The sequence below is a fragment of the Clostridium sp. genome, assembly GCF_036646415.1.
Taxonomy (GTDB): Bacteria; Bacillota; Clostridia; order Clostridiales; family Clostridiaceae; genus Clostridium_J.
Window position 1 is genome coordinate 1 of the sequence record NZ_JAVXMF010000012.1, and the last position, 18151, is coordinate 18151.

Annotated in this window: 15 protein-coding genes; 5 read left to right on the plus strand and 10 right to left on the minus strand. The window is 30.2% G+C overall.

From position 1 onward, the window contains the following. On the minus strand, positions 1–1278 hold a 1278-nt coding region (locus RSD37_RS09580; protein WP_346946509.1), incomplete at its 3' end, for an ABC-F family ATP-binding cassette domain-containing protein. 398 nt (positions 1279–1676) lie between these two features. Here RSD37_RS09580 and RSD37_RS09585 point away from each other — a divergent pair. After that, on the plus strand, positions 1677–2852 hold the full coding sequence (locus RSD37_RS09585; RefSeq protein ID WP_346946510.1) for a class I SAM-dependent rRNA methyltransferase: 1176 nt from the start codon (positions 1677–1679) through the stop codon (positions 2850–2852). 184 nt (positions 2853–3036) lie between these two features. Further along, entirely contained in the window at positions 3037–4398 is a 1362-nt protein-coding gene (locus RSD37_RS09590) for an MATE family efflux transporter (protein WP_346946511.1), read from the plus strand. A gap of 75 nt (positions 4399–4473) precedes the next feature. On the opposite strand, the gene RSD37_RS09595 is transcribed toward RSD37_RS09590, so the two are convergent. From RSD37_RS09595 to RSD37_RS09605, 3 genes are all read right to left on the minus strand, one after another. Next, a complete protein-coding gene (locus RSD37_RS09595; protein WP_346946512.1) occupies positions 4474–4728 on the minus strand; it encodes a phage holin family protein in 255 nt (84 codons plus the stop codon). Between the two features lie 517 nt (positions 4729–5245). Then, positions 5246–5959 carry a 2-phosphosulfolactate phosphatase family protein gene (locus RSD37_RS09600; protein ID WP_346946513.1) on the minus strand — a complete coding sequence of 238 codons (714 nt, stop codon included), beginning with the start codon at positions 5957–5959 and terminating at the stop codon, positions 5246–5248. 104 nt (positions 5960–6063) lie between these two features. After that, positions 6064–7002: a TIGR01212 family radical SAM protein gene (locus RSD37_RS09605; protein WP_346946514.1), complete on the minus strand. Its 939-nt coding sequence runs from the start codon at positions 7000–7002 to the stop codon at positions 6064–6066. A gap of 678 nt (positions 7003–7680) precedes the next feature. Between RSD37_RS09605 and RSD37_RS09610 the strand changes: the two genes are divergently transcribed. The 3 genes from RSD37_RS09610 (at position 7681) to RSD37_RS09620 (ending at position 12008) form a co-directional block, all read left to right on the plus strand. Next, positions 7681–9675 (plus strand): methyl-accepting chemotaxis protein, encoded by a 1995-nt coding sequence (locus RSD37_RS09610; protein ID WP_346946515.1) that lies wholly within the window; start codon positions 7681–7683, stop codon positions 9673–9675. Between the two features lie 142 nt (positions 9676–9817). Beyond that, positions 9818–10885 (plus strand): transporter, encoded by a 1068-nt coding sequence (locus tag RSD37_RS09615; RefSeq protein ID WP_346946516.1) that lies wholly within the window; start codon positions 9818–9820, stop codon positions 10883–10885. Between the two features lie 217 nt (positions 10886–11102). After that, positions 11103–12008: a radical SAM protein gene (locus tag RSD37_RS09620; RefSeq protein WP_346946517.1), complete on the plus strand. Its 906-nt coding sequence runs from the start codon at positions 11103–11105 to the stop codon at positions 12006–12008. A 192-nt stretch (positions 12009–12200) separates the two neighbouring features. Here RSD37_RS09620 and RSD37_RS09625 read toward each other — a convergent pair whose 3' ends face one another. The 6 genes from RSD37_RS09625 to RSD37_RS09650 all read right to left on the minus strand — a co-directional run bounded on the left by RSD37_RS09625 (position 12201) and on the right by RSD37_RS09650 (position 18150). Beyond that, positions 12201–14000, minus strand: coding sequence for a heme NO-binding domain-containing protein (locus RSD37_RS09625; protein ID WP_346946518.1), 1800 nt, complete (start codon positions 13998–14000; stop codon positions 12201–12203). A gap of 26 nt (positions 14001–14026) precedes the next feature. Beyond that, the gene (locus tag RSD37_RS09630) at positions 14027–15550 is read right to left on the minus strand and encodes a HAMP domain-containing sensor histidine kinase (RefSeq protein WP_346946519.1); all 1524 of its coding nucleotides are present in this window, start codon (positions 15548–15550) and stop codon (positions 14027–14029) included. Between the two features lies 1 nt (position 15551). Continuing rightward, on the minus strand, positions 15552–16229 hold the full coding sequence (locus RSD37_RS09635; RefSeq protein WP_346946520.1) for a response regulator transcription factor: 678 nt from the start codon (positions 16227–16229) through the stop codon (positions 15552–15554). 204 nt (positions 16230–16433) lie between these two features. Then, positions 16434–17099 carry a zf-HC2 domain-containing protein gene (locus RSD37_RS09640; RefSeq protein WP_346946521.1) on the minus strand — a complete coding sequence of 222 codons (666 nt, stop codon included), beginning with the start codon at positions 17097–17099 and terminating at the stop codon, positions 16434–16436. Between the two features lie 4 nt (positions 17100–17103). Then, positions 17104–17280, minus strand: coding sequence for a hypothetical protein (locus RSD37_RS09645; protein WP_346946522.1), 177 nt, complete (start codon positions 17278–17280; stop codon positions 17104–17106). 672 nt (positions 17281–17952) lie between these two features. Then, the gene (locus tag RSD37_RS09650) at positions 17953–18150 is read right to left on the minus strand and encodes a hypothetical protein (protein ID WP_346946523.1); all 198 of its coding nucleotides are present in this window, start codon (positions 18148–18150) and stop codon (positions 17953–17955) included. Position 18151 lies beyond the last annotated feature (1 nt).

Genomic DNA, 18151 nt, shown 5'->3' on the forward strand with positions numbered 1-18151 from the left:
TCTTGCTAGGGCTGCACGAACTTCATATTGAGTACAGCTAGGGAACTCTTTCCAGTACTCTTCTATACAAGTATTTTTATTTCCTGATTGTCCCTCTTGCTCAAAGTATCCAATTTGTTGATAGTCTCCTAGCTCTACTTCTCCCTCTATAGGCTTTATTGCTCCCATAAGACTCTTAAGTAATGTTGTCTTTCCAAGTCCATTTGCTCCAACAAGAGCTACTTTTTGCCCTCTTTCCATTGATATATTAAGATGCTTTGTTAGTGGAGTATCGTATCCAATAACTAGGTCCTTAGTTTCGAAGATTACCTTTCCAGCGGCTCTTCCCATTTTAAAGTTAAATACTGGTTTTGGTTTTTCCTTAGAAATCTCTATTCTATCTATTTTATCAAGCTTTTTCTGTCTTGATTTAGCCATGTTAGATGTTGCAACGTTAGCTTTATTTCTAGCTACGAAATCCTCAAGTCTTGCGATTTCAGATTGTTGTCTTTCATAAGCTTTCTCTAGTTGTTCCTTCTTCGCATCATATATTCTTCTAAACTCTTCATAATCTCCAACATATCTACTTAACTTTCTATCCTCTACATGATAGATAAGATTAATTACAGAATTTAAGAAAGGTATATCATGTGATATTAATACAAATGCATTTTCATAACTTTGTAAATATCTCTTAAGCCATTCTATATGAGCTTCATCTAAATAGTTTGTAGGCTCATCTAGAAGTAATATATCTGGTGTTTCAAGTAGAAGTTTACTAAGTAAAACCTTAGTTCTTTGCCCTCCACTTAGTGCCGTTACATCTTTGTCTAGACCTACATCAAGTAGTCCTAACCCCTTAGCAATTTCCTCAACCTTTGCATCTATAACATAAAAACCATTGTTATCTAGCATATCTTGAATAACTGCTGTTCTCTCAAGGGCTTTGGTCATTTCATCTTCATCCATTTCGCCCATTCTTCCATAAAGCTCATTCATTTCAGTTTCTAAATCAAATAGATACTGAAAAGCACCTCTTAGAACATCTCTTATAGATAATCCTTTTTCAAGATTAGCATGCTGATCCATGTATCCAACTCTCACATTGTTTGACCAAATTACTTGTCCATCGTCTGGCATAAGTTTACTAGTTATGATATTCATAAATGTAGATTTACCTTCACCGTTAGCTCCAATTAAACCTACGTGCTCTCCTTTTAATAATCTAAAGGATACATCTTCAAATATCGCTCTATCCCCGAAACCATGACTAATGTTTTTAACTGTAAGTACACTCATTAATTTTCCTCCTATATCCCTGTGACTGTATATTATCTATTAAAACTAATTCTTTAAATCTGCTAATGAAACTATTTATCCTATTTTTCAAGTAGTAAATAGTTGTATATACCTTCAATTTTATTATATTTAGGTATATTACATATATCTAATTTTCATTTTTAATCAGTTTACGTCTTCTAAATTTTTTTAGACCAAGAATATTATACTTTACTCTTCGAAATTTTTCTATGGTAAAAAAATAAAAAAATTATTTGCAAAATCTTCTCCGTAAATTTATACTATAATAAGTTTGAATAAATAATTAACAAATTTAAATAAATATAATATAAAGTTTTATTTAATAGAGTCATATTGTATTGATTATTATGACTAATTGTATTATTAGGAGGAAATAAATGGCTTGTAAATTCTATCTACACAAGGGAAAAGGCAGAAATGCAGAAAATGGTCATCTGTGGGTTTATTCTACAGAGATTGCTGAATTTGATGGTGAATATGTTAATGGTGACATAGTAGAAATATATAATTATAAAGGTGATTTCATAGGAAAAGGCTATATAAACGATGCTTCTAAAATCGCTCTAAGAATTATGACTAGAAACGTTAATGAAGAAATTGATGAAGAGTTTTTTAGAAAAAGACTTACAGCTGCTTGGAATTACAGAAAAAAGGTTATTGATACCTCTAGCTGTAGATTTCTATTTGGAGAAGCTGACTTTGTTCCTGGACTTATAATTGATAAATTAGAAGATTATTATGTTATTCAATCTTTAGCATTGGGAATCGATAAATACAAAGACATCATTGTAAAACTTTTAGTTGAAGAATTTGGAGCTAAGGGTGTTTATGAGAGAAGTGATGCTAAAGTTAGAATTCTTGAAGGCATGGAACAGGTTAAAGGATTCTTAACGGAACCTTTTGATACAATGGTTCAAATAACTGAAAATGGCGTAAAATACTACGTAGATATTGAAAATGGACAAAAGACAGGCTTCTTCCTAGACCAAAAGGAAAATAGAGCTGCTATTCATAAGCTTTGCAAAGATGCTACAGTTCTTGACTGCTTTACTCATACAGGTTCTTTTGCTCTAAACGCAGGAGTTGCAGGTGCTAAATCAGTACTAGGTGTTGATATATCACAACATGCAGTAGATTTCTGCAGACGTAACGCAGAGCTAAATGGCCTTGAAGATACAGTTAAATTTGAATGTCACAATGCCTTTGATGTACTTCGTGAATGGTCCGATGAAGGAAGAAAATATGATGTAGTTATCCTTGATCCTCCAGCCTTTACAAAGTCTCGTACTACAATCAAGAGTGCTACAAGAGGATATAAAGAGATTAACCTTAGGGGTATGAAGCTAGTACAAAGAGGTGGTTATTTTATAACATGCTCTTGTTCTCACTTTATGAATCCTGAACTGTTTAAAGAGACTATTGCAGACGCTGCTAAAGATGCTAGAGTTACACTAAGACAAGTAGAATTTAGAACTCAAGCTCCAGATCATCCAATTCTTTGGAACAGTGATGAATCTTACTACTTAAAGTTTTATATATTCCAAGTGGTTTAAAGAAAATAACCCTATTATCAATAATTTCTATTGATAATAGGGTTCTCTTTTTATTTAAATATAGTATAATAGTTTTATACACGAATATTTCGTATGCCTAATTATTATTCATTACTAATAGATCATAAAATATAATGAAGATACCTTTTATTATATTTTTAGAAATTTAAAAGGAGCTTAATTTATGAAAGATATGACAACTGGCAATGAAGCCAAACTAATAATTAACTTTACCCTTCCTCTACTTATTGGAAGTGTGTTTCAACAACTATACAATACCGTAGATAGTATAATCGTTGGTAGATTTCTTGGTACTGAAGCCTTAGCCGCAGTAGGTACTAGTTTTCCAATAACATTCTTATTAGGATCATTAATTATGGGATTAACCCTAGGTTCTACAATACTTATTTCTCAATATTTTGGAGCTAATGAAATTGACAATGTTAAAAACACCATAGATACCACCTATGTATTTTTATTTATAGCTTCCTTTTTTATGACTATATTAGGGTTAGCTCTTAGTAGTCCAATATTAACACTAATAAATGTTCCTCAAGAAATTTATACTCCCTCAAAAACCTACCTTGACATAATGTTTATAGGACTTATATGCCAATTTGGATATAACTCTGTAAGTTCTATATTAAGAGGTCTTGGAGATTCTAAAACTCCAGTTTACTTTCTTATTTTAGCTTCAATAGTTAACATAGTTTTAGACATTGTATTTATTGTATCCTTTAATATGGGTATTGCAGGCGCTGCATGGGCAACTATAATATCCCAAGGTTTATCCTTTTTTCTCTCTATAATCTATCTTAATAAAAAGCATGATGTATTTAGAGTTTCTATAAAAACCATAAAATTTCATAGAGAAATATTCATAAAAACTGTAAAAATAGGACTACCTTCTGGAATACAACAAATGGTATTCTCTCTTGGTTCTATAACTATGCAAAGTATAGTAAATGGATTTGGAGGTGCTACCGTTGCAGCCTATGCTGCTGCCTCTAAAATAGATAATTTTGCTTCAATGCCAATAATGAACTTTGGTGCTGCTATGTCTACCTTTGTTGGACAAAATATTGGAGCTAAAAAGCTTGAACGTATTAAAAATGGTTTGAAATCCACTCTTATAATGTCCACTATAATTTCTATAATAGTATATTTCCTTCTTAGAAGTTTTTCTCCATCACTTATGAATCTATTCACCACAGATCCAGAAGTTATAACAGAAGGCGTTATATATATTAATACCGTATCACCATTCTATGCTATAGTTGGAGCAATGTTTATTACCACCGGTGTATTAAGAGGGGCTGGAGATTCAATCTTCCCAATGGTAGTTTCGATATTATCTCTATGGCTAATTAGAATTCCACTAGCATACTTCTTCTCTTCTTTCCTTGGTACTAAAGGAATTTGGATGTCAATCTCTACAGCTTGGACATTTGGTATGATTGCAACCTTTATATACTATAAATCAGGTAGGTGGAAGAAAAAATCTATAATAGATGATACTATTGAAGATTTAGAGATAGTATCCTAGTTTGTAGGAATTTTTTATTTCAATAGATAAAAAGTCTTGTGTAAGGTAACCCTCGCACAAGACTTTTGGTCTTTATTAATCCTCTTTCTTACTTTGCTTCACTATTTGGTTCGCATATACACTAGCTCCAGTAACTAAAACACCCTGTATTATTGCATCTACACCAAAGCTCTTCATAACTCCCATGGCTAAGCCTATTCCTATTGGTAGCAATATAATAGGTATATATTTATTGGGCACCTTTTCTGTTCCTCTTAGAATCATACCTATTATATAAAGCACTGGTATGAGTATTAATGCATTCTCTGTAACGTAATTAAAGAATTCCATATTTATTCCCCCTTTATTTATATTATTCAATAATATATATGCTGAGTACTTTATGTTTATAGTTTTACGTCCCCACAATATACCTTTTCTATATTTATTTCCTCATTTATCTTGTTTTTTATAAAATAAAGTATGAATTTGTTGTACGAAAGTTATTGAATTCATATTCTAAAGATGTGAGAATCATAATATACTAATATTTGGTAAAGGGTGATATTATGCAAGGTTTATCTATACTGCGATTTGTTCAAATTGTTTTCTGTTTTCCTATTATAATAATATTTGCTACTTCAAAAATGAGTAGCATTGAGCAAATCATATTTATTGCCTTATTTACGCTATATACTGTGATATACGAAGTCATTTTCTTAACTTTAGCTAAAAAAAGAAGAACTACTAAAAATAGCAGTTCTTAAGTAACATCTTAATTTCATTGATTTTGTTTCTCAACTTACTCCATAGAATATATACGAGAATAAGCTTATCTTTAATATACACTTCTCAAAATATAAGGCTATTATGATTGTATTCTTCCATTCTTATACTCTGGTACCATGTTTATTATATCCTTTGTGAAACAGTATCTTAAATCCTCATAATAACCTAGTTTCTTAAGTCTTTTGTAGTGTAGTGCATCTTTTACAAAGCTTATTATTCCTGGATTGGCTTTATATATATACTCCGAAGTCATGGCCATATCCGTTAGCTCACACTTTGAATCTTCTATAGATTTAATACAATTAATTATATATCCACTAGTTATATAATCATCCATAGAAAACTCTCCATCAGTACCTGCATTTACAAAAACAACATCCTTATCTAATTCCACAAGTTTCTCCGCTACAGCTTTTCCATTTATCATAGCTGCAATGAATATTCTCTCTGCTTCCTCACTATTTTTAATAGCTTTAGTTCCATTTGATGTAGTCATAATAAGAGTTTTTCCTTTTACAACCTCCCCTGTATAATCGAGAGGTGAATTAGAAAAATCAAAGCCTTCTATTTTTAGACCTTGTCTTTCTCCACCTAAAAGACAATTGTGTCTATTCTTATTTGCAATATCTAGAGCATCTTCTATTTCTCTTACTGGAATAACTTTGTCACAACCATTACTAAGAGCAGTTATCATAACGGTCGTAGCTCTTAGTACATCAATAACCACAACTACCTTATTCTTTAATCTTTCTGGTTTAATATCTGCGGCAGATATCATAACATCAATTTTCATTTTTCCATCCCCTTAAGCTTTTTTTTATCCCATGTCTAGCAGCTATAATACTCCTACTTATATAACTGGGAGTTAATAGGCTCTACCACCCTTAATAAGTTCAACTACTTATCTTCTTCATAATATTTTCCTTGATATAGATCTTCTGTCTTTAATTTATTATCTATGGAATTTAATACTTCCCATTTTTTAAGACTCCACATAGGTCCAACTAGTAAATCTCTTGGAGCATCACCTGTAAGTCTATGAATTACCATATCCTGTGGAAGAATGGTTATAGACTTAGTTATTAAATCAATATATTCATCCATTTCTAAAAGCTTAAGACTTCCATCCTTTAAAAGTTCTTCTAGCTTTGTATTTTTAAGTACATGTAAAAGATGCATCTTAACACCCTTTATTGGTAGCTTTGAAATATATTTTATAGTGTTTAACATATCTTCTGTTGACTCTCCAGGAAGACCAAAGATTACATGAGCAACCACATCTATGTTTCTTCTTTGTAATTCTTCTACTGCTTTTCTAAACACATCTAACTTATATCCTCTATTTATTAAACTTGCTGTTTCATCATTACTAGTTTGAAGTCCAAGTTCTACCCAAGTGTATGCTTTCTTTGAATATTCCTCTAATAAATTCAATACATTCTCATTTATACAATCTGGTCTTGTAGCTATAGCTAGACCCACTACATCCTCTTCTTTTAAGGCTTCGTCATACTTTTCTCTTAAAACTTCTATGGGTGCATAAGTATTTGTGTAAGCTTGAAAATAAGCAATATATTTTCCATCTTTCCACTTTTTGTTCATCATTTCTTTTATATCTCTGAATTGCTCAGTAATTGATAAAAGCCTATTTCCAGCAAAGTCACCTGAACCTCTCTCAGAGCAAAATATACATCCACCTTTACTTATAGTTCCATCTCTATTGGGACAAGAAAATCCCCCATCTAATGATATCTTAAAGGTCTTTTCTCCGTTGAATTTTCCTCTTAAAAAATAGTTTAAACTATGATATCTTTTTCCATTAAAGTCTGTCTTCATATCTTTACTCTAGATATCCTATATTCTTATTAATAGGATTTTTCTAGAGATACCTCCTTTTATTTTTATGGATATGGTTTAAATCATTGTTTAAATTTACACCAATACTATCTGAAGGAAGATAATATGATGATCTATTTAGCACTGATTTAAAATATATACACTTTTATTAACCTTTAGTTTTAAAATTCACTTTCATACTATATAAAGTTTAACTCTTTTGCTTATTAAAATCTACAATGGCATTCAATATTTAAGAAGCGAAACTTCATTGTATTTACCTTAATTATTACTGCAATGCTATGTACTAAGGAATTTCGTAGTGTTAAGTTTTTATATGTTAATTTCATTACTATATCAGATCAAATTTCACAAGAACTAATGTAGAAAACAGCGCTTTTAAGAGCACTTTCTTGTTTTTTCCTTATAATTTTCACACTCAACTATCCATATGGTATATTTTATTAACATTAGCATTGATTTGTGTAAACATCCTATGAATAAACTGTAAAGCTGTGTAGAATTATATCGATAATTAGAATGTATAACTAATTGTTTATACTGAAATTAAATTGGATTAATATTTAGATTAATATTCAAATTGAAAGGTGGGTGAGAAACCGACAAGTTAAATTTTTCAAATTTTCAAACAAACCGAAGTTAACTTGGCGGCATATAATGAAAAGTATCAGACTAAAACTAACAGCTATGTTTATCCTACTAATAACTATTCCTCTACTTACATTAGGATTAGTATCTTATTCAAAATCTAAAAGTATTTTAGAACAAAACTTAATAGCTACATCAAGTGAATTGTTAACTCAAGCTGAACAATCAATTAACTATTATACTAATGGCTATGAGGAAAGCCTTACAGAACGGGCTATAAACGATATCGTTCAACAAATATCATCAAAACCTGGTTCTTCAGCAATAATGATTCAGGATTTTAAAAAATATGCTGAAAGCCATCCAGAAATTTTAAGTATTTATTTTGGTACGGAAACAAAAGCTACTTATTTATATCCCCAAGTTGAATTACCATCTGATTTCGATCCTACACAAAGACCATGGTATATAGATACTGTAAAAGAAAATAAGGTGCATTGGACAAACCCTTACGTAGATACAGCCACAGGAAAGCTTGTAATAACAGCTGCTATACCTGTTTATAATTCATTTGACAATAATACTTTAACCGGTGTATTAGCGATTGATATTCCTTTAGAAACTATATCAAATAATATAACCTCAATTAAAATAGGAGAAACAGGATATCCTTTTTTAGTTGCAAAAGACGGAAATCTTATTGCTCATAAAGATGCAAGTAGACTATTAAAACCAGCTGGTGTTGATGAAATCAAAAATGCTATTGAGCAGAAGAATTATGAACCTCTAATATATTCTCTTGAAGAAAATGGTGTAAAGGTAGAAAAATTAGCAGTATTCCATAATACTAAGAAACTAGATTGGACTATTGTTGGAACCATGTATACTAGTGAAATAGATACGGATACCAAAGTAATATTGAACAGTCTTTTATTAATAGGTTTAATGTCTTTACTAATAGCTATTGGAATTTCCTTAGGATTTTCTAAAACTATAACTAAACCAATTAATCTGCTTTTGAAAGATATGGAACAGGTAAAGCGAGGAGATTTTTCTATTAGAGCTAATATAAAATCTAAGGATGAAGTAGGAAAATTGGGTGCTGGATTTAATGTGATGTTAGGAGCTGTGGCAACTCTTATTAGTAATATTCAATTGGTATCTCAAGAAGTAAGTATGTCATCACAAAGCTTAGCGTCAAGTGCAGAGGAAACTAGTGCTTCATCGGAAGAGGTAACAAAAGCCATTATTGAGATTGCTACTGGTGCTTCAGAACAAGCTAGTGATTCTGAAAAAAGTACTTATCTTGCTAATAATTTATCAGATAAATTCGCTGATTTAGAAAATAGCACAAATGAGATTGATATAGTTACTAAAGAAGTAACTGATGCTAATTTAACCGGAGTACGAGTTATTACTGAATTGCATTCAAAAACAAAATCAAATGAAGAAGCTATTGATAGAATTGAAAGTGCTATTATAGAACTTGATGGAAAAACAAAAAGCATTAGTTCTATCCTTGATACTATTTCTTCAATATCACAACAAACAAATCTGCTTGCTTTAAACGCTTCAATAGAAGCTGCTAGAGCTGGAGAAGCTGGAAAAGGATTTACTGTAGTTGCTGATGAAATACGAAAATTAGCCGAAGGTTCTAGGAGTGCAACTTATGAAATACAACAAATTATTGTCAACATTCAGAAGGATAGTAACAATACTGTAAATATAATGAGTGAGGTTAAAGGAATAGCTTCTGAACAAACTGTCGCAGTTTCTGAAGTAAATTCTTCTTTCGATAAAATTTCCAACTCGGTAAAATCAATTACAGATAAGATTGAATCTATCACTAAATTTGTTAAAGAACTAAATACAGATAAAGAAAATATTGTTGAATCAATTAATAGCATTTCTTCAGTATCTCAACAAACAGCTGCAGCAACTGAAGAAATAACTGCCTCAATGGAGCAGCAAAGTTCAGCTATTGATGAAGTAGCAAATGCTGCTGATTTATTAAATGAATTATCTTTAAAACTTGAAGGTGAAATAAGTAAATTTAAAATTTAACCATAACTACAGAATGCATCTGATTATAACTATAATGCTATGTACTGAATAAGTTCATAGCATTATTTTTTTAGTTTTTTACATATTTTCTTACTAACTCTATATAAATATACAAGCTACTATTATTTTGGGGGGATATTCTTTGAAAGATCTTAAATTAGTTTTTCAAGCCGCTACGGTATTTATTGGTACAATTGTGGGTGCCGGTCTTGCATCTGGTCAAGAAATAACTCAATTCTTTTCCACTTACGGTTTCTCGAGTTTCTATGGACTTATAATCTGCGCAGTATTCTACATAATCGTAAGTTCAATTATAGTCTCTGTAAGTCTACAATATAAATTAGGTTCATATACTGACTTTATTAACCTAGTAAGCCCTGGATTTTTCGGTAAAATCACAGATTACCTAACTAGCTTTTTCTTAGTATCTGGAGCTGCCATAATTTTAGCTGGTAGTGGTGCTCTACTTTATCAACACTTTGGAATTCCAAAGTTTGTTGGTGTTATATTAATGGCTATTGTAACTCTAATTACTTTGTTAAAGGATACTAAAGGACTAATCACCATTAACTCTATTATTGTTCCTAGCTTAACAACAATTGTTATTACAGTATTTGTACTTCATATTATATTCTCAAAGAATACTATGACTATAGAATTTATGAAGCAAGCTCCTATAAATAAAAATCTATTTTTTGAAAATCAGTGGATTGTCTCCGCATTCTTATATGCTGGTTTTAACATGCTCTCCTGTAGTGGAGTTATAGTTCCAATCAGCAAAGAGATAAAGAAAAAACGTGTTTTAATTATAGGATTAATTATTGGAGCCCTAACCTTAACTCTTCTTGCATTTTTAATTAACTCAATGTTAATTGCAAATACACCTGAGATTTTTAGATTTGAGATACCACTACTATTTGTAGCAAGTAAGTTTACTCCACTAATTCAAATACTTTTACTTTGTGTAATTTGGTGCGAAATGTTCTCTACTGAGGTTTCTGATATCTACAGTGTTGGAAAAACCCTTGAAAATAAATATAACATTCCTTATAAAAGAGGAGCTGTGCTTATTCTCCTAATCGCCATTCCAATATCACAAATAGGATTTAAGCAGCTTATAACATTCCTTTATCCTGGCTTTGGAATAATCAGCTTAATATTTATAGCTCAATGCATTATTTTCTACTTTAAGATGAAAAAGTCATGTTGATAATAGAAATTATCTTAGACACTTCACTTTTCCCTTAGCTTTAATTATACTTATATAAGATGAGCATAGTCTGTTATGCTCATCTTTTTTTAAATTAGGTTATGTTTTAAGTTACTGTTGAAATTCACATCATTATTATACTAGGGATAATAATATGATGTCATACTCAGCAGCAATTTAAAACAAAGCCTTAAATTAAAGTCTTAAGGAGATAGTTATGAAAGATTTAAACATTCTTAGTAATTGTACTGTATGTGCTAGAAATTGTGGTGTTGATAGAAATTATGGAAAGATGGGTTTTTGTAAAAGTGGAGCTACCGTAAAAGTAGCTAAGGCCTATGGTCATATGTGGGAGGAACCTTGTATCTCTGGAAGCAAAGGCTCTGGAACCGTATTTTTCTCAAACTGTAATCTAAGATGTGTATTTTGCCAAAACTACGATATCAGTCAAGGAGATAAGGGGAAAGAAATTTCAATAGAAAGACTTAGTGAAATATTCCTTGAGCAACAAGCTAAGGGATATCATAATATAAATTTAGTTAATCCTACTCACTACATACCTCAAATCATTTCTGCATTAGATATTTCTAAAAAGCTAGGGCTTCATATTCCTATAGTCTATAATTCTAATGGATATGAAAATCTAGAAATCATTAAAAATCTTAAAGGTTATGTGGATGTGTATATTCCTGACCTTAAGTATTATAATGATAAATACGCTATAAAATATTCTTCTGCTCCTAATTACTTTAATATAGCTTCAAAGGTTATTGAAGAGATGGTAACACAAATTGGAGATCCTATATTTAATGATGATGGAATAATGATTAAGGGAGTTATTATACGCCACCTTATGCTTCCTGGGCTATTATTTGATTCAAAGAAGATTGTAGACTACATATACAAAATCTTTGGTCATAGAGTATTTTTAAGCTTAATGAATCAATATACTCCTATGTTTAAAGCTTCTGAATATCCTGAGATTAATAAACCACTTAACCCTAAACATTATGATTCCCTTATAGATCATTGCGTTGATTTAGGTTATAAGAATGCCTTTATACAAGAATCAGGTAGTAACTCCACTATATATGTGCCTAATTTTAATTTACAGGGAATATAAATAGGCTTCTAAGACACTTATCAAGTATTACTTGTGATATATATGACATATTATTTATATTAAATATTAAAAGACATTCACAAAACCTGTGAATGTCTTTGTTGTTCTATATGTTATTTTAATACTAACTTCTCTAATGTTTTCACACTCTCAAATTTAAGATTAAAATCCCCTAAAGATACTTATAATTTTTTATTTTTCATATCTATTTAATTGTTCATCAAAGTAAGTAGATATTCTTTTAATTTCACCAACTGCAGTAGTAAGTTCCAACATTTCCTCAGTGTAAGTATTCACACTTGCACTTACCTCTTGAGATGACGCTGAATTTTCTTCGGCTATAGCCGCTAAGGATTCTACACTCTCATACATACCTTCTATGGCACTAACTTCTCTTCCTAAATCATTTATAGTTACAATCATAGATTCAGAAACTTTTTCAACGGCACCACTTGTAACAGAGGTTATACTTCTTATTCTATCTAATCCATCGGTTTCCTTCTGAAGTGCTACACATTGTTGATCTATGCTATCTACTGTAAACTTAATATCACTTGCAAACTCTTTTAAGTTTAAATTTATTTCTTCTACAGCACTCTTTGTTTGTTCAGCTAATTTTCTTACTTCTTCTGCAACTACAGCAAATCCTCTTCCATGCTCTCCTGCTCTAGCAGCTTCTATAGAAGCATTTAAAGCTAAAAGATTAGTCATATCAGAAATCTGAGCTACTATTGATACAATGTTTGTAATATCACTTGCCTTATTATTTAACTTTATTCCTGTTTCTTTTACATCTTGGAACCTATCTAAAGTAAGCTGAATATTATCGCTTACAGTTTTTATCTCATCAAAGCCCTTGTTAATCTTCATTATGGTATCTTCCATAGCTATCTTATTTTCATTTTCACTATTTACAACAGTGTTTAAAGCTCTAATATTATCATTTAATCCCGCAGCTACACTTTCTGTATTATGAGCTTGATCTACACTTGTATCTGACATTTGCTCTACAACTGTAGCTATCTCTTTAGAAGCACCTTCCATATTATCAGATATAACACTTATCTTATCAAGATAGTTAATCATTTCATCAACAGTTCCCTTAACTTCTAAAAACTCTTCTGAAATGCCGTTTGAATTATTTTTTAAAAATTCATATAAATCTTCAAATACATCCTTAGTACTTATTTCACTTTCTTCTACCGAAGCTCCACTTTTTATTTGTTCTCCTAATTCCAATATAGCCTTGGTTGGTTTTAATAGTAAGCCTGTACCAATAAATGTTGCCACTGTTGATAGTGCCGTTATTCCCATTACCTGAATAATATTATCAAATCCAAGTATCACCATAGAACCTATAAGGGTTACAATAAAAGTAACTATAGATGCTTTTGCTGAAACAGATTTTATAAATCCTAGTGATAAAACTTTATTGAATATATAATTTTTCTTGTTACTAATTTCTTTCTCAAAAGTAATTTCCACCTTCATCACATCTCCTGATTTCTCTAAAGTTTTGAATTCAAACTTTTCATTATAATAATCGAAGGTTCCCTCTAACATACCTAGAAAATAATCAAACATTTTTCTCTTTGACGAATATGTCATTACAGCTTTATTCTTTCCTGTTTGAACAATACCTACTAAAGGTGGCTTAGCTCCTTTAATCTTTTTAGTTATAGATATATGTATGTTATAAAGAGATTTCAAAAATCCGTATGCATTATTTTTATGGAAATACATTGGATATACGCTAACAAAGGATTGTATATTATCCTTACCAATCTTATTCCATAACTCATCCTTTGGTATATTTCCTAATTCTGATAACTTAACTATGAATTTCTCTATTATATCATCCTTTACTTCTTCCATTGGAGAAAAAAGCTTCTTACTATCCCATCCAGCATAATTCATTGCCTTATCTACTTCTGAGTCATTGTATAATTTTCTACATGTGTTTATCCATACTGATACTACTGTGCCCTTCATAATTATCCTCCACTCCTATTAATGTTCTATACTATATGGTTCTTTACTGGTAATGTAAAGTAAAATTTCACTCCTATGGCAGTATTCTCAGCTCCACATTCTCCCATGTGTAAATCTATTATATTCTTTACAATAGACAACCCAAGACCAGTTCCCCCATCTTTTCTATTCCTAGACCTATCTACTTTATAAAATTTGACCCATAGCTTATCTAATTCCTCATCCTTTATAAATTCCCCTGTATTCTCAAAGGACACTTGTATTCCACTATAATTACTATATATCTCCACAAATATACTTCCACCAATATTAGCATGTCTTATAGCGTTTGTGAGGAAATTTGTTATTACTTGTTCAATTTTAAATATATCTCCATAAACCTTACTATGCTCAAGCTTCATTTTTACATTTATGTTCTTATTATCGATACTATAGTGTAATTTCTTTACAACATTTTTAATTAAATTATCAATATAAAATAATTCTTCATCAAGTATCATCTTTCCACTCTCTAAGGAAGATAACTGCAGCATATCCTTAACTAAATTACCCATCTTATTTGATTCTTCTATAATTACATCTAGAGATAAATCTATATTATTCTCTAAAAAAATCCCATCCTTTATTCCCTCTGCATAACCTTTTATTAACGTAATCGGAGTCTTTAATTCATGAGATACATCCGCAATGAATTCCTTCCTCATATTTTCAATTTGTCTTTCTTTATCAATATCACTTTGAAGATTTTTGTTAATCTCCTTTAGTGAAGTCAATGAAGATTCTAAGTTTGACCCTAGAAAGTTTAATGTATCTCCTAAATTTCCAATTTCATCCTTAGAAGATACCTCACATTTTTCACCGAAATCTAAATTACTCATCTTTACAGCTACCTTATTTATTACTCTTAAAGGCTTTGTGATTATTTTTGAATACATAAGAGATAACACAACTATTACTACAATTGCTCCTATATAAAAATACTTATAGAATATCCCTATTACCCCCATAGCTTCCTTTACATGTTGTAATGATGTAAATCCTATAATTATATTATTTTGGTCCATAATTGCAGAGGCTAAATATTTAGTATCTCCCCCTTGAGCTGTAAAGGAAATCGTCACTTGCTGTGATGATAATATTTTAGCTAGTAGATTTGAATCTGACCTTATAGTTTTAATTATGTAGTTAAAAATTTCAGTATTCTTACTATCAATGAGCTCTGAATTAGTCTTAAAGGTTATTATTACATTGCTCTGTGGATTTACAACTCCTATTGATGTATTATAGTTACTCTCAAATAGCTTAATGCTCTCTATTATTTCACTTTCATCCTTAGCACTATTAAGAGTATCCTTAAACTTAATTACATTATTTTTTATATCTGTTTCTTTTTTATCATCATATATTTTCTCAAACAACATTCTCTGACTTATAAGAGTAATAGTTAAAAATGTAATAAAAACTATGGTAGTCACAAAAAACATCTTCATTGTAATATTATTTTTTATAGCTTCTTTTATTTTAGTAGATATCTTTATAAATTTATTCATACTACACCTCTATTTTATATCCAAATCCTCGAACTGTTACTATGATCTTGTTCATTTTCTTTAACTTTTCTCTAAGCCTTTTTATACTAGTGTCTACCACTCTTATATCCCCTTCAAAATCATAGCCCCATATCTTAGTAAGTATTTGCTCTCTTGTAAGAACTATATTTTTGTTTTTCAAGAGATATATAAGCAAAGAAAACTCTGTTGGTGAAAGGCTTATATCTTCACCCTCAACACTAACCCTATGTCCCTCTTCCTCAATATAAAGATCTCCTATAGTTTCCCCTGAAGAATTGTCTACTTTATCTCCATATGTCCTTTTTACTAAAGCCTTAATCTTTGCCACTAACACCTTAGGGCTAAAGGGTTTATTCTCATAATTATCCGCACCAAAACCTAATGCTAAAAGTTTATCTTCCTCTTCATCCTTAGCACTAAGCATAACTACAGGTGTTACCCATTTATTTCTTATAATCCTTAATGTATCAAATCCATTCATAATAGGCATCATTATATCTAACACTACTAACTGTATAGACTCCTTCTCCATAATCTCTATAGCTTCTTCACCATTGGCACTATGAAATACATTAAATCCTTCTTTTCTTAGATATGCCTCTAATAGCTTTCTAATATTTTCCTCATCATCAACTAATAATATATTTATATCATTCATAAGCGTAACACCTCATTCCTATTTCTTACTTCTAAGTATACCTCATTTTGTCAAAAAAATTATACTCTAAACTTCATATTATCTTCACTAATCATTTCGGAACCTCGATTTCCTAAAAGCTCTGGTTAATCGAAAATAAAAAAAAGCTCGCAGTATTTGCAAAGCTTTTGTGTGGAAATAATAACTAGTTATTACAAAAGGATATTACTCTGATATATAGTCCTCAACAGTTTGAATTACATTTTCTCCATTTATATACAATGGAGCTATTACACATATATCCTCACTAAAAATAATCTGATAATTTTCAAATTCATATATCTTATTATTTTCTTCATTTACTAATTTTAAATGTTTAGTCATATCCTTTAGTGACATCTTACCCTTTTCAAATGCATCTTTTATTTCTATTGGATTTGCAAAAAAATCAATAAAATATGCTTCTTCTAATTTGTAAGTATATATCTTATAATCATCATACTCTCCAATAAAATCGATAGTTTCGTTATCATTTATACTTATACATAGATTATTGCTTACTGCTTTATTATTATACTGTTGATGATATGTCCAGGTTAGTGTTATAACCAGGCCTGTAAGTAACAATGCACATATAACTGATATAATAATTACCGACTTAACTATTGCTGAATATTTCTTCTTGCATTTTCCAAAATACTGAACTTCATGTATATTATCTTGTCTTTCTTTATCTGAAACAGATAGTGGTTTGCTCATCTGTTCATATTCTTTATTACAATTTACACATGTCTTCAAATGATCTTCTATATCTTCACATGTTTCATTACTTGTCAATTTATCAACATAACTTGGCAATAAATCTTTTACTATATAACAATCTAATTTCATTTCATCAGTCTCCTTCCATTAGCTTCTTTTTTGCCCTATAAAATGTTACCCTTGCACAATTTTCTGATTTCCCTATTATTTCACCTATTTCTGCAAAAGATAAATCACTGGAAATTCGCAAATAAATAACAATATACCTTTTTCCCATGGGTTCTATAGTACTCTTCAATATCTTCCACATTTTCACCGCCTAATACTAAGTCAGCAAAAAACAGTTTCGTTACACCTAGTATCTTATCTTCTTTCATCTACAAATGTATGACTATTATAAAATTGATTTACATTGTGATTTTAACATATAAATACACACACGTTGGAACATCAAAAAAACCTTTGTAAGCGCTTATGTTTACAAAGGTTTTAATAATAATTTATTGTGCATTTTGATTACACTCAACAATATTGGTCCTAATACTTGTTGTTTCATTAATCACTCCTACTTTCAAGTCTAATATGATTATAAAGCTTAAATTTGTCATTAATAAATACTTATGATTCTATCTTTCTTAATTTAATAAAATCCTATAAACCTCGTAATTCCATTCCATATAGTACCTATCGCTTTCCTGTTTATGTAAGCCATTAAGTAGATAATAACTAATAAGTCAAAGATATGAAGGATATTTTGAGTTGGTTCCTCAGATAGTAGCGCTATCTAAGGAGCCTGTTGACGCAGTATAACACAAAATAGTCAGGATACTGACTTATTTATTTTTTGAAGATGCCTAACTACAATATTTCAATATAGTTAATTTCATAATTTAATTTATCTGCTATTATATATATTGTAAGTAATATTATAAAAGTAAAAATTCCAATAAGAAGTGAACGTATAATTTTTTTCACAACTGACTTATAAATGAAATAAAATATCTATTACATATTTAATAATTCCGCAACGCCAACTTCTATAAATTCCAATTCCTAAAAATATTGCACCAACTATCGTTAAAATTATTCCTAATGTATCACTTGTACCATCTTGAAACGCAAAATAAAAACATCCTATTGCGATAGCTATAAATGCTAAGCATGATATCTCTTTCTTCATA